The organism is Nocardiopsis chromatogenes YIM 90109 (assembly GCF_000341185.1).
In the GTDB taxonomy this organism is placed as follows: Bacteria; Actinomycetota; Actinomycetes; order Streptosporangiales; family Streptosporangiaceae; genus Nocardiopsis_A; species Nocardiopsis_A chromatogenes.
In genome coordinates this window covers 38,304-53,467 of the sequence record NZ_ANBH01000034.1, presented here as the reverse complement: position 1 = coordinate 53,467, position 15,164 = coordinate 38,304, and the positions used below count along the sequence as shown (strand labels likewise).

Sequence of the window (15,164 nt, the reverse complement as noted above, 5' to 3'; positions counted from 1 at the left end):
GTACCGTCGAACGGCTCAGTCGCCCATGTTCTTCACCGGGTAGGCGGTGACGACCTCGTTCCCCTTCTCGACGACGATCTTCACGATCTTCTCACCGTCGTCACCGATGGTGTTCTCCATCGGGATCCAGAAGGTCGTCCTGCCGTTGTTCTTGGACTTGCGCACGTCCTTCTTCTTCCGCTTGCCCCAGGCGTCGTTGAGGGTCTGTACCGCGTTCCCGTCCTGCTTGAACTTGGTGTGCGGCTGCCCGTTCTTCATCCGCTCGATCGCCTTGGGCGAGCTGTCGGCGCTGTGCTCCAGGACGTGCTGGAGCGCATGCTGGTCGCCCTCCTTGTAGGTCCGGTCCCGGAAGATCAGCCCCTTCGGGGTCTGGAACGGGCGCCCCGGACCGTTGAGCTGCTTGAGCTTGCAGTTGTGGACCAGCGCGGCACCGCTTCCGGTCCACACGTAGTAGGTGTGGAAGTTCGCCACGCTCAGGTTGTTGACCTGCTGCGCCCGCCGCTCGGTGCTGGCGGCGGTCACCCGTGAGACCCGCCCGTCGGGGCCGATGACCTCGTCCCCCGGGGCGAGTTCGCGGGCCTCCTTCCAGGTCTGCTCGTCCTCGACCCAGAAGGGGTGGCCGCCGGTCGCGGTGAGCCCGCCGGCGCCGGTGATTCCGCCCCCGGCGCGGAAGCTGAGCGAGACCAGTTCCTTGTCGCCGTAGGAGCCGATGACCGCGGTCACCGGCTGGGGTGACCGCTCCCCTGTCACGGGGTCCGAGGCCATCACCAGGTCCCCGACCTCGACGAGCGAGATCGCCTTGGTGCTGCCGTCGGCCATCAGGACCTCGGTGCACGGCAGGAAGCTGCTGAGCTTGCACGAGGAGGTGACCTTCGAGACCAGGTCGTCGAGCTTGGACTGCGCCGTGGACACGGCCCGCTCCGCCGCCTCCTTGGCCTTCTTCGCCTTGCGGAAGCGGTTCCACAGCTTGACGATCTTGGCGGAGTTCTTCAGGAGCTTGGCGCCCTTGCCCCAGGGGGTGAAACCGACCACGGTCCAAAGGCAGGCCATGATGTCGCCCTTGGTGACGCAGTCCCGCGCGTCGTTGTAGCCGATGATGTCGCCGACCAGGTTCAACAGCTCATCGCGGACATCGTCGAACCCCGCCTCGTCCAGGTCGCTCTGCGCCTCCTCGAGGTCCGCCTGGGCATCGGCGTAGTCCTGGGCCGCTGTGGGATCGTACTGGGCCAGGAGCGCGTCGGCCGGGTTCACCCAGTCCTCGCCATCGGCTCCCGGGGAGGCCCCGGGGTCCGCGCTCGGGTCGGCCGACGGCCCGCCGCCGTCCGCGCCGTCGCTCCCGTCCGCGCCTTCGGTGTCCGGGCTCGCAGACGCCTCCGGCGACGCGTCGCCGCCTTCGAGCTCTTCGCAGTCCTCGTCACCGGAGACCTGGCAGAGGGCAGAGGCATAGAAGCGCTGGATGTCGGTGGGCAGGCCGAACGCGAAGACCGCCGCGACGATCGTCGCCACCAGCAGGACCAATGCGCCGTATTCGACCTTGAAGCCGCCGGCCTCGGCCCTCCACACCCACCGCACTGCTCAGGTCCTCCTCAACGCGCAACGACCACGATCCTCCAGAGGCTGCGACCGGAAGCCAAAAACCGATCAACCCCTGGGAAGCCGGACAACGCTATCGGAAGGCGTGCGGCCGACGGAATCGCGCACCGTCGGCAGGGCACGACCGAGACCCCAGCGGTCACCGTGCTTCGCGCTTCTCAGCCACGCTGCGCCGATATCCCCGCAGGTTGGGCCCGAAACTGGGCCCTCGGGCGAGAACGCGCCCCGGTTCGGCAGCGAGACCGTGAAGAACGGCGAGTCCCAGGGCGGGCAGTTCCGCGTCGACGTGGAGAACCCCTACCCGGACAAGCCCGGGTCGGCGAACGTGCGCTTCCAGCTCACGGGCCGCGGCTTCGACCAGAAGAAGGACACGTACTTCTCCAATCCCGAGGACGGACCCCGGCCGGAGCCCGGGGTCCGGTCAGTCCGTTCCGGACGGGTGGATGCAGGGGGACGTGGCGTCGATCGACAGGCTTCCCTGCTTGCTCATCGCGACCGACATCGTGAACCCGTCCTCGTCGTTGGCGGCCGTCACGAAGACGTCGTCCGGGCGCAGGTCGTCCGTCACCGTGAACCCGCTGTCCTCCCAGTGCTCGACCAGCAGGTCCACGTTCTCCTCGTTGTCCTCCTCGGGCAGCCCGCGCAGGAAGTACGCCTCGCTCACCGTGATGAGGGGATCGGTGTCGCACGCCGCGCTGACGCGGCCGTTGCCCACCTCCTCCAGCTCCACGTCGCCGGGCAGCGCCGCGACCGCGTCCTCGATGTGCGCGGCCACGCGCTCACCGGCCTCCGCCTCGTCCAGCGGGCTGGCCGGTTCGGCGTCCTGGCCGCCGCCGCAGGCGGTGGCCAGGAATGCCGCGGCGACGAGGCAGACCGCCGCCGACCGGCGGCCACCGGGGGGCACGGATCCCGCGCCCGTCTCACCCGCCCGCGACGATCTCTCCGAACTGGCGCAACTCAATGGTGTCCTCGTCCTTCTTCTCCTGGTTGAAGTACGCGTCATGTTCAGTATCGTCTCCGGTCCTGATCCGCGACACGTCAGGGTGGTCCAGGCCGTCGTAGTCGTGGAACCCCTTCAGCGGACTGTTGTTGATCCAGTCCTCGTCCGACATCGCGATATGGATGTCCTCGATGTCGCCGTCGAAGTTCAGCTCCTCCACGGGACCGCCCACGCCGGGACTGCCCACGAGGATGATGTTGTCGACGTAGGCCCCCGAGTCGTTCTGCGCGGCGTGCCCGACGACCACGGAACCGTAGCTGTGTCCGATGAGCGTGTTGTTCGACGGCCCGCCCTCGTGGGTGACCCGGAGACCGTACTGGAAGTCCTGGAGATCGTCCTTGCCGTCGTCGGCCTTACCGCCCCATGGCGCCTGGAGCCGGTTCGGGCTGTCGTAGCCGATCCAGGAGATCACCGCGTGGTCGGCCTCCTCGTCGAACCGCTCGGCCGCGCCCCGGACATTCTCCGCCCGGCCCAGTTGGCCGTTGATGGCCGTCCACTCGATCCCGGTCCCCGGCACCAGGGTGGCGACGTTGTCCGCGGTGTCGGGGTTGCCGGCGGACACGATCGCGCGCCCCTCCTCGGGGTCCAGGCCCATGATGTAGTGGTCGGAGCCGTCCTGGCCGACGGTCCGCTGCAGCTTGGTCATCTCCCACAGCTCCAGACTCGGTGCCCCGGGGACGGGGTTGTCCCGGACCTGGTCGAGGTCGTAGTCGAGGACCTCGTCGGCGCTGAGCCCCTCTTCCTCCAGCATCCGCTCGACCTCGGCGTCGAGGAATTCGCGGTTGAGCTCGTCGCGGACTTCGGCCGGGATGCCGTCCAGGTTGCGGATGTGCTCGGGCTCCTCCTCCATCACCTCTTCGCGCTCCGCTTGGCTCAGGCCCTCCCACCAGTCGTTCACCTGGTCGGGCTTGGTCTCGGGGTCAGGCGCGAGCTCCGGCCCCTCGTCGCCTCCGAACCAGCCCACCGGCTGCACCCGGGTCGGCGTCTGCTCTTCGGGGGCGGACGGTGCGTCGGCGTCCTGGGGGGCGTTCTCCTCGGTCGGCAGGTCGGCGTTCTGGGGCCGACCGGTGTCCTCGCCGGGATCGGAGCCGCGCTGGGGGGCCTGCGGAGCCGCACGCCGGTCGAGGGGGCCGTCCTCCTGGTCCGGCTGTGCGTCGGAGCCGCCCCCGCCGCCTTCGCATGCCTCGGTGCGGGGGTCGGCGACGCACTCCACACCGTGGGAGATCAGGCCCTCCACCCGGGCGGGGACGTCCGCGAGAAAGACCGCGCCGACGATTCCGGCCACGAGAAGGACCGTGGCGCCGTATTCGATGAAAGATGCGCCCCGCTCTCCTCTCGGCACGAGTCGAAGCATGCATTCCTCTTCCGGTTGGCGAGCACGGGGAATTGGGGGCGGCTCCCGACACGAATACCGGAGCGGGGGCCGGTCGATGGCATGAGGCGCACCACACCTTCTTCCGCCGGGACGGCGGAGTGGCCTCGACCCTCCGAAGGGTAATGGGCGGGGGATTTCGACCACTAGGGCCTACGGACCCAATCGTGAACGCGTCGCCCTGAGACTCGCCTTTCCGGCCCGCCGGGGCCCAGAGCCGGATCCGGCCTGCCCAGGAGGGCTGAGGGCGCCGCCGAACTCGAACGGTCCACCGCGAAGGACACCCCCTTCAGAGCAGGGATACGCATTTCTCAGCCCGCTCTAAGCTTCCCTGGTCGGGAACGCTTTCGATCGGCCATATCTGCGCGGACCGGGCCTGGAATGGGCCCTGTCGGCCTCAAGTTGGGCCCCTGGGCCCTGTATAGTCCCGTTCTGAATTGCTGCCGTCCCGATGTCGGCGTTCCCTTCCCGGGCAGAGGGGGCAGCGTCTCCCCCATCATCGAACCGAAGAGTCGTCATGCGCCTTGACATGTGCCGACCACACGCGCGGGCCCGCGCGTCCGACATTCCTGGGGCGGACTCTGCCGAGGGCCGTCTTCTCCACCGCCCGGACGCGGGCGCATCCGCCGCCGAGTACGGCGCCGTCATCCTGCTGGTGGCAGCCGTCGCCGGTGCGGTGTTCCTGGTGGGCATGCCGGACCGGACCGCCGGGCTCATCGACAGCGGCATCTGCGCGGTCACCGGCGGGGACTGCCTGGACGATACGGAGGGCGACCCGTCCTCCTCGCAGAGCGGATCCGATCCCCGGGCCGGCTCCGACGAGCCCTCCTCACCAGTCGGAGGCGTGGGCCGGCCCGAGACCCCCACCGCGTCCGACACCCCTGAGGGCACCCAGGCCCAGCCGCTCGTCTACCAGCCCGAGGCCGGAAACGGCGTCACCCCGACCTACGCGTCCTACGCCGCCTCGAACAACGCATCCGTCCAGACCGTCGCCGACGACGGCGACGGCGGGCGCGGCGACGGCTTCACCCCCTACGAGACCGAGACCACGGAGGACGGCACCGCCGGTACCGACCCGGACGACCTCACCGACACCGGGCTGGGGCCGCTCTCCGAGGGCGCCTCCGTCGACGGGGAGCTGCATCCGCCCGAGTGGACGGCGCCGGAACCGGAGACCGAGTACGACTCGGACGAGGCCACGGAGGACGACGAGGACCTGCACGCCGCCTGGGAGCGGCGCGCCTTCCTCGCCCGGATGGGTATCGGCAACGCGGCCGCGAACATGGAGCACTACCTCGGGAACACCGGGGAGCCCTTGGAGCAGGACGTCGACGACATGCTGGACACGGTCGACCGGTTCTCCAGGGCCGTCGAGGGGCAGCAGAACATGCTCGTGCGGGAGGCCATCGACCGGGCCCGGGAAGAAGGGGGAACGGGGCCCTACACTTTCCCCGTCACCACCGACTGGTCAGGGCACCGGGGGAACCAGGAAGCGGACGGCTACGACTGGTACCTGGCCTCCGGCTCCTGGGAATACAGTCAGACCGGCCAGGTCACCGTGGCCCAGGATGAGGACGGGACCTGGTCCTACCAGATCGAGACAGAGATTCACATGAGAGACCAGTACGACTGGCACGAAGGGCTGGGCGTGGCGGTCCCCCTCCTGGGGATCGTTCCGGACGCGGAGCTCGCCCGGCTCGCCGAGGCCGGACTGGCGCAGGAGTTCCTCATGTACGGAACCTCAGAACCGGTCGCGCGCGGCGGGACCTACACCGAAGAGGACGGGCTCACCGGCGACTTCGCGAGCGGCCCCGGAACGGATCGGTGACCCTGATGCTGCGCAACCTGTCCCCTGCCCTGTTCGGGCTCACGGCCGTCGTCCTCGCCGGCTGCGGCACCGGCGGCGCCCCCACCGAGGACCCTTCCGCCCCGCCGGGCCCCACCGCCGCCGAGCCGGGCGACTTCGAGGACCTCTCCGGGGCTCGGATCCCGGAGTCGGCGGAGTCCGTCGAGGTCGTCTCCGCCGTCGGTGAAAGCGGCCTGCAGTCCTATGCCGCCACGTTCACCCTGCCTTCCGAGGAGGAGGCCGCGGCCTTCTGCGCGAGCGGGGACATCGGCAACTACCTCCCCTTCCCCGACGACGTTGCGGAAGAGGAGCGCGAGCGCCTGCTCATCGGCGACGCCGAACTGGTCGACCCCCGGGGGTGTTCGTCCATGAGGTCCGGCGAGAACGTCGACCGCAGTGTCGTGTTCAGCTTCCCCGAGGACGGAAGGGTCCGTGTCTGGGCCGTGGCCGAAGAGTTCGGGCGGTAGAGGTGGCGGACATGTCTCCGCGGGAGGCGGCGGTGCGCCGGCTGGCCGCCGTCTCCGCCGTCCTGGCGGCCTCGGCCGCCTGCTCGACCGGCGCAGCGGAGTTCCCCGTGATCTCGGGGGAGGTCGGCGAGGCCCCGTCCGTCGGCTTCGCCGAGGGTCCCGGCTTCGACGGGGTCGAGAGCCTCGTCGTCACCGACGGCACCGGCGACGAGGTGACCGGCAACGACCTGGTCGTCTCGCACCAGGCGGTCTACGAGTGGCGGCCGGACGGCTCCGCCCGGGAGGCCTACTCCAGCTACGGCGGTGATCCCCTGTTCCTGCCGCTGCCTTCGCTGGCCGACACGGTTCCGGAGGTGGTGGAGGTGCTCGACGCGGCGTCCGTGGGCACGCGCCTGGCCCTGGCCTATCCCCCCTCCCACCCGCCGGACGCCCCGGCCCGGGAGGTCGAGCGGGACGACGGCGACGACGCCACCACCCTCGTCGTCTACGACGTCCTCGACCGCTACCCGGCGGGGACGGTCGTGGACCAGCCGGACGAGGAGATGCGGTTCGACGGGGGCGGGGAGCTGCCCGACGTGTTCGTCGCACAGGGCCGTCGGCCGCAGATCACCGTCCCCAGGACCTCCGCCCCGGACGGGCCGACGTCGACCGTGCTGATCGAGGGCGAGGGCGAACCCGCCGAGGCGGGCGGCTCCGTCGTCACCCAGTACCGCGGCGTCACCTGGGAGGAGGGCAGGGAGTTCGACTCGACGTGGGAGTACGGGGCGACCCCCGCACACTTCAGGCTGGACCGGGCCTCGGTGATCGAGGGGTGGCGCCAAGGGCTGGAGGGTGTCAGAGCGGGCAGCCGCGTCATGCTGACGGTCCCTCCGGACCTGGCCTACGGGCCGGAGGGGAACACGGCCGTGGACGTCGCCCCCGACCGGTCCCTCGTCTACGTCATCGACGTGCTGGACGTCGTCCCGCCGTCGTGACCGTCCCTCCGAGGACCCCGGGCGGCCCGGGTTCCTCGGAGGAGGGGGTCACCGCCGCGGCCACAGGATGCTGTGCGCATAGACGACGGCGACGTCCTCACCGTCCGGCGCGTCCGGCCCCTCCTGGAACCCGTCCGCCGGGAAGACCACGGAGACCAGGCGCTGCACGCGGGGCTGCCTCGGGTTGCTGCCGTCGCACCTGACGCTGTCGCCGATCTCCTCGTCGCTCTCCTGGTAGTCGAACACCTGGCGCTCCTCGTCCCCCGGGACCTCCTGGGAGGCATAGACGCCGAGGTTGTCCGCGTCGCAGACGACCTCGGCCCCACCCCGTGTGGTGACGAACCGGAGCGTGTACTCGGGACGGGTCCCTTCCAGCATCTGTGCCTCGATCTCCAGGTCCGAGGCGTTGTCCGGGATGACGAGACCGCTCTGTTCCTCGAAGGCCGTCTGGAGCTCGTCCGTATCGGCGTCGATCGGCGAAGGCGAGGGGGCCGGACGGTCTCCACCGCCGGGTTCCCCCTCGGGCGACTCACCGCAGCCGCTCAGGACCAGTGCTGTGAATCCCGCGACGATGCCGATGGCGAGGCGGTTCAATGTCGTTCTCCTCCAACTCCGGAAGGCTGGTCCCCGGAGAGCGGCCGTGGCGCCGTGTCCGGTGCGGCGGTCGTGCGGCCCTCGGCCGAGAAGGGCCTCCGGCGACAGGTAAGGGTACACGGGCGGGCTCACCCGCCCAGGTAGTGTTCGCGGGACGGCCGGGCGGTGAGCAGCACGATGATCCCGATGGACGCGACGATCTGAAGGAGCGCGGCTTCCGGGTATCCGCTGAGGCTGTAGCCGTCGAACCTCAGAACGCTCCACGCGAGGAAGCCTCCGGCCGTCAGCAGGACGGCGGTGTAGACGCCCTTGCTCCTCCTGCCCGCCACCGCGGACAGCAGGAGGGCGAAGAATCCGGGGAGCGCGAACACCGCGGCGATCAGTGTGAAGTCGAGTTCGGCCGGAAGAGCCAGGTACCAGCCCACCGAGCGGTAGGCGCCCGCGATGAACAGGGCGGCGAGAAGGATCCTGATCCATCGCACGGTGGCCGGTGCCGAGGCCTGGGCCGATGGGGCGTACATGAGAAGCGATCTCCAGTATCGGTCGGCTGGTTGCACGGGATGCGGCAGCGGTCGAGCGCCCGAGGGGGCATGGCGGCCGACGGACCGAGGCGCGCGGGCGCTCCGGCACCCGTCCCGGCACTGCGCCGCCGGTACGCCTGTTCACCGCCTTCCGCGGTGACGGACGCCTCACCCCTCCACGGTGGGCAGGTCCTTGTCGCCGCGGACCCAGAACTCCTGCGCGGCGCCATGCTGGTGCAGCAGGGCCAGGTCGCTATGGGAGAAGCCCATGCTGTCGGCCTTGAGCTGGTCGATGATGCCGCTGTCCTCGTCCGCCTCGAAAAGCGGGTCGAAGGCCTTGTCGTCATTGGCGGGGTTGTCGTCCTCGAGGGTCGACTCGTCTCCGCGCTCCCAGCTGTACCACTTCTCCATGTTGATGCTGGTGTCCATGGAGTAGGTCGGTTCCCCACCGGGCTCTTCGGGAGGGTAGACGGTGATCTCGCCTTCGAGCCAGTAGTGGAAGCTGCCGATCGCATTGGCCCAGTCGGGGTTCTCGTAGACGAAGTCCCCGCCGTTGATCGCGTCCGGCGGGTACCCCCACCCGACCTGCTGGGTGTGGATCGGGTAGGTCAGCGGGCCGTCGATCCCCCGCTCCTGCGCATCGGCGAGGACGTCCTCGATGACCTCGTTCTGCTTCCGCTCGATCTCCTCCTCGAACTCGGGCACGTCGGACAGGAACTCGTCCATGTCGACGATCATGTCCTCGCCCGTCGCTCCGAGGTAGTGCTCGAAGTAGTCCGCCGCGTTGGGACGGCAGTAGGCCCACTGCTCGTCGGAGAACCAGTACCTCGGGTTGGCGCAGGCGATACGCGCACCGTCGATCGCGTTCTTGACGCCGATCAGGGTCTCGCACACGCTCTCGCCGGTGTACTCGTGCTCCATGGAGTTGTCGGGGCCGAGCCCGCACCAGAGCGGCTTTCCGTCGCCGACACTCTGAAAGTCGGCCTCGGACTCCCGCACGTCCTCCATCTGGACGTACTCCTCGGACGGGTTGTACGCGGGGCTCTCGTCCGCGGGCACGTTCCCGCTGGTGGCCAGGTCCTCCTCACCTTCGTCCTCGTCTTCGGGGTCGGCGGCCTCGTCGTCGCCCCGGCCCGGGTCCGACGCGGGCACCACCTGGTAGGGCCAGGCCGTGTCGTCCTCGGGGACCCGGTCCTCAGGGGAGGGCGGCGTGTAGTCGCCCAACGGGACGACGGTCGGGTCCTGGTCGTCCGGCACGCCGCTCACGCTCTGCGGCCCGCCGGGCTCCTCACACTCCTGGGGGTCGGTGATCCGGCACACGCCCGTCCTGTAGAGATCGGCGACCCGTTCGGGGACGCCCACCAGCATGACGGCTCCTACGATCGCGCTGACCAGGAGGATGACGCCGCCGTATTCGACGATGCCCGCTCCCTCATCGGCGGCGCGGTTGCGGCCGAGCACAGTTATCTCCATTTATCAAGGGGGATGGGGGATTGCGAGACTATGGGGAATGATCATCGCTCCGCGTGGGCCCGGGGGCCCAAATCTCGTGTTTCTCGGACCCAAACGGGAACCGCATAAGGGCGGTAGTGCGTCAAATCACAGCTGTTTTCGTCTCCTGCGGCCTGAGAGCCAGGAGGGCGCGGAAGGCCCGGGGGCCGTGGAACTCACGGTCTCCCCGCGCGTTTGGGGCAGCGCCGTTCACACCCCGAGCCGTGTTTCCGTCCGTACTCCGGCCCTCCCCAGGTTGGGCCCGCCCACCGGCGCTTGATGCCACGGTGAAGCCCGCCGAGACCGGCTGGGTCATCAAGGTGCCCATGGGCAAGAGCAAGGACATCACGATCCGTGTGATGCAGGGGAGCAAGGGCAACGCCCGCGAGGGCGAGACCTGCTATCGGGTCAGTGTCGGCGACAAGGGCGCCGTCGACAGGAACGGCGACCCCACGAGCGACCGCGAGGCGAGCCAGATCGACATGGACGGCAACGCCCTGTCCGAAATCGAGAAGATCGTGGACAAGTACAAGAAGTGAACCGGTGGGGAGCGGGGACACGGTGGAGGCGACCGAGGTACTGGGAGGCGTCTGGGCGGGGCAGGTGGAGTCCCTCGGGGGCGCTGTGCCGACCCGTCGGGTCACGCTGTCGATCGTGGTCGTGGACGGGGACCGGCTCGAAGTCCAGTGCGCATCCGCCATGGCGGACTTGGCGGCGATCACCCTGTGACCAGGCGGTCCAGCGCCGGGCCTTCCCCTTTGCAGCACCCGTCCTGAGGTGGGAACTCGCACGTCAAACCACCTTCGAGGTCCCAATGGGGCCCAAATCCGGGCGCGCCGATTTGGGACCGCTTGGGTCTACTTGGCGTCGTGCGCGGCTGCCTAGCCTTGAAGGTGCGAGTACTGAAAAGCCGGAGGACAGAGGGCCGCGTTCCATCGTGCCCCCCTGCCACCGGGATCGGCGCCTTCCCCGCTCCTTCGTCGGCGATCCGTCGGCGTGACCGCGCCGCCCCCTTCGGCCGCGTGCCGTGGACCCGCCCCGTTTCGGGGTAGGGGTCCATCGCGCCCTGCGGTCGAGGCGGTGCGGTGTGCGCACGCGGGCAGGGCGCCCGGCAGGAGCGGATTCGGAGGGCCCCGCAGATGGGACGATCGTCGGGCGTCGGTTGCATTGCCGTCTTGGTGACCGTGGGGGTGGCGTCCGGCATCTATTACTTCGCGGCACCCGCCCCTGAAGGCGTACTGACCGAGAAACGCGCCGAGGAGCGCACATCGCAGTACATCGCCTCCGCCGTCCGGGCCCTGCCTGGGGAATCGGCCATGGACGAGGACGCGCTGCTGCCGGCCGTGAGCGCCCCCTGCAAGACCGACGAGGAGAAGGTCTCCAAGAGCTACCGGGTCGCGGTCGGGTCCGAGGACGAGGCCGAGGCGGCCGAGGCCCTGGTCGACCATTGGGGCAGGCGGGGGTACACGCTCCAGAAGGACATGCGCCCCGACGAGATGTACGTCCTGTTCCGCAACGACGACGGATTCCGGATGACCCTCAGGGGCTCCTCCGACGAGGACGGGCTTTCCATCAGCGCGAGTTCGCCGTGCTTCGACCCGCAGGCGGCCGAGGCCGCGGAGAGGTTCCCCGTCGTGACGGGCATGTGGGACAGGGTGCGGTCCGCGATCGGCGGCATGGAGCAGGAGTGAGCCTGCCCGTCCGCCGACGAGAACGGACATTATTCACATTGTGCGATATTAGGCCCTGATTGGGGTCCCTGGGCTCTTATCGCCCGTCGACTCCCCTTCCTATCGTTCTCAGGCCGCGGTCGTCACGACGACCGCGGCCGTCGGGGGCGATCGGGAAGGGGGCTTTTCATGCGCTGGGTCCAAAGGAGCGAACAGGGCGGCTTCAAGGCCGAGTACGGTGCCGTGATCCTCCTGGTCGCCACGCTCGTGACCGCGGTGATGGCGTTCGGCCTGCCCACCCGGACCCAGGAGCTCTACATCAACGCCCTGTGCGCCATCGACCCCGATAGGGACGACTGCGGGACGTCGGCGGCGCCCCCGCCCGACGGGGAGCAGGGCGACGGCTCCGACGACGGCCAGGACGCGGACGGCACCGAGGACGGGGAGGAGACCGGGGACGGCGCGGACGGCGATGAGGAGGGGGAGGACACCGAAGGCGGGGACTCCGACGACTCCGAGGAGGACGAGGAGGACGAGAAGGACGAGAAGACCGTCGAGGTCTACTCGCAAGAGGACGGAGAGGCCCTCCTCGAGGCGTACGAGGAGCTGAGCGCGGCCGAGGCCGAGATGGACGCGGCCGATTCCGACGACACCTACGACCTCCTGATGGACATCCTCAAGGACATCGTCGGTTATACCGACGCCAAGGCCTGCCTCACCGAGGGCGACATCATCGCCTGCCTGAGCACCGCCCTGAGCTTCACCGCCGTCGGAAAGATCTACAAGCTGGGCAAGAACACCGGCAGGATCATCAAACTCTGGAACCGCTACCGCAAGGCCAAGAAGGCCAAGGCCGCGGCCAAGACCCGCCTGTCCAACGCCCGTCAGGCCGTCGACGACATCAAGGGCCGCGCGGACAAGAACAAGGTGTCGCGCACCTGCCCGGTCCCCGCCCGGGGGTTCGTGTGGACCCCGGCCTCGGGCGCGGTCGAGGACGGCGGCCCGGTCCTCACCCCCCTCGGGGGCGGAGGCGCCCTCCCGGGCGCGGGCCCCGGCGCCTCCGCCGGCGTCGACGACGGATTCTTCACCGGTGGGCCCGACGCCGTCGTCCCGGTCAAGAAGAAGAACCTCGACGACAACATCAACCTCCTGGACGGGGACTGGACGGCCCGCCAGGACGTCTTCCCCATGGGGAAGAACGTCGACTTCGAGATCCACGTCTACTACAAGGGGCAAGAGGTCGGGATCTACGGCAGCAACGGCTGGTTCAACAAGCACGGCAAGAAGGGCGACGCCGATGTGCCCAAGGCGGTGGAGAACCGCCTCAAGGGCATCGCCGTCGATACCATGCGCAAGACCGGCCGCCTCAAGGAGGGCGACAGCATCAAGGGCGACGACTGGAAGCGCAACCGCCTCGGGGGAGGCTGCTAGTGAAGTACGTGGAGGCGCACAGGATGGGCGGGGGCTCGTTCTGGAGCAATCCCCAGGGGTATCTGGAACGGCTCCCCGAGCTGCTGCCGGGCCTTCCCGAGGGCGCGCGGGCCTTCGCCTCCGACCCCGACCACTACGACTACTACTCGCGCCGGTGCGTCAAGGACCTGAAGCTCGCCCGGGTGGACCTGCCCCTCGACGGTGACGGGCCGCTGCACGTCCGCTTCGCCCCCAACCCCTTCAAGCACGACACCGGCCTCACGCTCACCTACACGGGGGCCGACGCCTTCACCGTCGACAGTGACGACGGGGACGGCCTGGTCGGGCTGGGCGACGTGGTGCTCGACGAGATCCTCCCCGCCGATGGGGGCTGCACCCACGAGATCGCCTTCCGATGGGGACGCGTGACCATCGCCTGCACCGACCTCCGAGCGCGATGGCAGGAGACCCGGGCCTGAGCCGGTCCGCGGCAGGGCCGGCCGCCGCCCCCCGGCGGCCTCATCGGGGAGAAGCCCCTTCTGCAGGATCACCCCCGACGCGGTCACGGACGCCTTCCCGAGCCGGACGACCGGCCGGCGGCCGCACGCCTTCCTCCTCGTTCGGCCGCAGTCGTCCCGTCACGGAACGCACTTGGGCCCCGGGGCCCTAGGAGCGCCGCTCGCCGACGTTTTAGCGTTCACTCACACCATCCTCCACCACCGCCGCGGGGCGGCGGTTTCGAGCCCACAGGTGGTTCCGTTTGATCCCCCCACGGAGACACGGCGACCGCGGTGCGTCCTTCCTGGAGTACGGCGCGGTCATCCTGCTCGTCTCGGCCATCGTTGTCGGAGTCTTCGGCCTGGGCATCCCCGCCCGGGTGGCCGCCCTCTTCGAGACCGGGCTGGAACGCATCGGCGCCCCCGGTTCCGACGGCACGGCGGCGCCCGACGAGGGCGGAGACGAACCGGAGTACTGGGGCCAGGCCGCCCCCGACCAGAACGGCGGCGGCTCCGACTCGGATTCCGACTCCGACTACGACCCCGCGCCGCCGCCCGGGCACCCCGCCGGTTCGCCCGCTCCCGAATCCCGGGGGGCCGATCCGGACAACGCCGACCCCGACGCGGTCGAGGCCGCCGTCGAGGAGCTGGACGAGTGCCTGTCCACCTGGAGCGCCGACGACGAGGTCCCGTGGTTCGTGTCGGGCTGCGCGTGGGAGGTCTTCCAGGACCTGAGCCACGAGGAGTTCGGCGCCGTCGTCAGGGACATGTCCGAGGAGGACCTGTACCGGCTCTTCGAGAGCGGCCCGATGCCGATGGAGCAGGAGTACTTCGACTGGCTGGAGAGCGTGCGGCAGACCGCCCAGCTCGACACCCTCCGCAAGCTCAACGAGTCCGACGCCTACTTCTTCACCGAACCCGATTTCTCCGAGGTGAACGGGGATGCGGCGGCCGGGAACTCCCCCTCCTCCCTGGAGTACGAGGAGCTGGACGACTACACGCTGTTCGGCTCCGGCGACGAGGACCCCGTGCAGTGGGAGCACATCAGGCAGGGCGACTTGGGCGACTGCTGGGTGATGGCGACCATGGGGGCGATGGCGGTCCAGAACCCCGGTGCGATCGAGGACATGATCGAGGAGAACGTCAACGGCACCTATACCGTGACGTTCCCGGGCCATCCGGACCCGATCACCGTCACGCCCGACCTGCCCGTGGACGCCCGGGGCGACCCGGGCTTCGCCTCCTCCAACGAGGACCCGCCCGTCATCTGGCCCGCCATCCTGGAGAAGGCGTACGCGCAGATGAAGGGCGGGGACTACTCCCGGCTGGAGGACTGGCACGCCGGATCGGCGATGCTCACCTTCGGCGGCGACACGGCCGACTACGCACCCGACGACTGGGTCCCGCCGTGGGAGGACGTCACCATGGACGGCCTGGCGGACAAGTTCGAGTCCGGTGAGTCGATCACCCTGTCCACCCCGCTCAACGGTGACGGCTACGAGCTCGTCGACAACGGTGGGACCGGGGAGGACGGGGAGGAGGTACCGGATACGCTCGTCTCGGCCCACGTCTACTTCGTGGAGGACGTGGACCGGGAGGCCGGGACCGTCACCATCCGCAATCCGTGGGGTACGGAGCACCCCGAGATCGTGCTGGACATCGACGAGGTCAACGAGAACTTCCAGGCTCTGCACGCGGCGGAGCTCGGATGACCCCGGATAGGAGGCGT

The 15,164-nt window shown here is 69.5% G+C and carries 15 protein-coding genes; 9 read left to right on the top strand and 6 right to left on the bottom strand.

Annotated elements, in window-relative coordinates; translation table 11 throughout:
- Nucleotides 1–15: 15 nt before the first annotated feature.
- The 3 genes from D476_RS0103180 to D476_RS0103170 form a co-directional block, all read right to left on the bottom strand.
- Nucleotides 16–1,572 carry a polymorphic toxin-type HINT domain-containing protein gene (locus D476_RS0103180; protein WP_017622537.1) on the bottom strand — a complete coding sequence of 519 codons (1,557 nt, stop codon included), beginning with the start codon at nt 1,570–1,572 and terminating at the stop codon, nt 16–18.
- A gap of 442 nt (nt 1,573–2,014) precedes the next feature.
- Nucleotides 2,015–2,497, bottom strand: a complete 483-nt coding sequence (locus tag D476_RS0103175; RefSeq protein WP_017622536.1) for a hypothetical protein — start codon at nt 2,495–2,497, stop codon at nt 2,015–2,017.
- Nucleotides 2,498–2,513: 16 nt separating this feature from the next.
- Nucleotides 2,514–3,947 carry an alpha/beta hydrolase gene (locus D476_RS0103170; RefSeq protein ID WP_239648583.1) on the bottom strand — a complete coding sequence of 478 codons (1,434 nt, stop codon included), beginning with the start codon at nt 3,945–3,947 and terminating at the stop codon, nt 2,514–2,516.
- 535 nt (nt 3,948–4,482) lie between these two features.
- On the opposite strand from D476_RS0103170, the gene D476_RS0103165 reads away from it, so the two are divergent.
- The 3 genes from D476_RS0103165 to D476_RS0103155 are packed head-to-tail and all read left to right on the top strand — an operon-like array spanning nt 4,483 to nt 7,252.
- Entirely contained in the window at nt 4,483–5,793 is a 1,311-nt protein-coding gene (locus D476_RS0103165; RefSeq protein ID WP_017622534.1) for a hypothetical protein, read from the top strand.
- On the top strand, nt 5,790–6,278 hold the full coding sequence (locus tag D476_RS0103160; RefSeq protein ID WP_017622533.1) for a hypothetical protein: 489 nt from the start codon (nt 5,790–5,792) through the stop codon (nt 6,276–6,278). Before D476_RS0103165 ends, D476_RS0103160 begins: the two co-directional genes overlap by 4 nt.
- Nucleotides 6,279–6,289: 11 nt before the next feature.
- On the top strand, nt 6,290–7,252 hold the full coding sequence (locus D476_RS0103155) for an FKBP-type peptidyl-prolyl cis-trans isomerase (RefSeq protein WP_017622532.1): 963 nt from the start codon (nt 6,290–6,292) through the stop codon (nt 7,250–7,252).
- A 48-nt stretch (nt 7,253–7,300) separates the two neighbouring features.
- Here D476_RS0103155 and D476_RS0103150 read toward each other — a convergent pair whose 3' ends face one another.
- The 3 genes from D476_RS0103150 to D476_RS0103140 all read right to left on the bottom strand — a co-directional run bounded on the left by D476_RS0103150 (nt 7,301) and on the right by D476_RS0103140 (nt 9,840).
- Entirely contained in the window at nt 7,301–7,846 is a 546-nt protein-coding gene (locus D476_RS0103150; protein ID WP_017622531.1) for a hypothetical protein, read from the bottom strand.
- 128 nt (nt 7,847–7,974) lie between these two features.
- The gene (locus tag D476_RS0103145; RefSeq protein WP_017622530.1) at nt 7,975–8,367 is read right to left on the bottom strand and encodes a hypothetical protein; all 393 of its coding nucleotides are present in this window, start codon (nt 8,365–8,367) and stop codon (nt 7,975–7,977) included.
- A gap of 168 nt (nt 8,368–8,535) precedes the next feature.
- On the bottom strand, nt 8,536–9,840 hold the full coding sequence (locus D476_RS0103140) for a hypothetical protein (protein WP_239648582.1): 1,305 nt from the start codon (nt 9,838–9,840) through the stop codon (nt 8,536–8,538).
- Between the two features lie 344 nt (nt 9,841–10,184).
- On the opposite strand from D476_RS0103140, the gene D476_RS0103135 reads away from it, so the two are divergent.
- From D476_RS0103135 to D476_RS0103110, 6 genes are all read left to right on the top strand, one after another.
- Nucleotides 10,185–10,397, top strand: coding sequence for a hypothetical protein (locus tag D476_RS0103135; RefSeq protein ID WP_152529196.1), 213 nt, complete (start codon nt 10,185–10,187; stop codon nt 10,395–10,397).
- A gap of 4 nt (nt 10,398–10,401) precedes the next feature.
- Nucleotides 10,402–10,587 (top strand): hypothetical protein, encoded by a 186-nt coding sequence (locus tag D476_RS0103130; protein WP_017622527.1) that lies wholly within the window; start codon nt 10,402–10,404, stop codon nt 10,585–10,587.
- 449 nt (nt 10,588–11,036) lie between these two features.
- Entirely contained in the window at nt 11,037–11,549 is a 513-nt protein-coding gene (locus D476_RS0103125; protein WP_017622526.1) for a hypothetical protein, read from the top strand.
- 168 nt (nt 11,550–11,717) lie between these two features.
- Entirely contained in the window at nt 11,718–12,959 is a 1,242-nt protein-coding gene (locus D476_RS35425; protein ID WP_026123178.1) for a hypothetical protein, read from the top strand.
- On the top strand, nt 12,959–13,417 hold the full coding sequence (locus D476_RS0103115) for a hypothetical protein (RefSeq protein WP_017622525.1): 459 nt from the start codon (nt 12,959–12,961) through the stop codon (nt 13,415–13,417). The genes D476_RS35425 and D476_RS0103115 overlap by 1 nt, the downstream gene beginning before the upstream one ends.
- Before the next feature lie 281 nt (nt 13,418–13,698).
- Nucleotides 13,699–15,147, top strand: a complete 1,449-nt coding sequence (locus D476_RS0103110; RefSeq protein WP_026123177.1) for a C2 family cysteine protease — start codon at nt 13,699–13,701, stop codon at nt 15,145–15,147.
- Nucleotides 15,148–15,164 lie beyond the last annotated feature (17 nt).

Bases quoted from the DNA above. Each gene is read 5' to 3' on its own strand.
- D476_RS0103170 (WP_239648583.1), bottom strand. From the start codon at position 3,947: ATGCTTCGACTCGTGCCGAGAGGAGAGCGGGGCGCATCTTTCATCGAA.
- D476_RS0103165 (WP_017622534.1), top strand. From the start codon at position 4,483: ATGCGCCTTGACATGTGCCGACCACACGCGCGGGCCCGCGCGTCCGAC.
- D476_RS0103155 (WP_017622532.1), top strand. From the start codon at position 6,290: ATGTCTCCGCGGGAGGCGGCGGTGCGCCGGCTGGCCGCCGTCTCCGCC.
- D476_RS0103145 (WP_017622530.1), bottom strand. From the start codon at position 8,367: ATGTACGCCCCATCGGCCCAGGCCTCGGCACCGGCCACCGTGCGATGG.
- D476_RS0103140 (WP_239648582.1), bottom strand. From the start codon at position 9,840: ATGGAGATAACTGTGCTCGGCCGCAACCGCGCCGCCGATGAGGGAGCG.
- D476_RS0103135 (WP_152529196.1), top strand. From the start codon at position 10,185: ATGGGCAAGAGCAAGGACATCACGATCCGTGTGATGCAGGGGAGCAAG.
- D476_RS35425 (WP_026123178.1), top strand. From the start codon at position 11,718: ATGCGCTGGGTCCAAAGGAGCGAACAGGGCGGCTTCAAGGCCGAGTAC.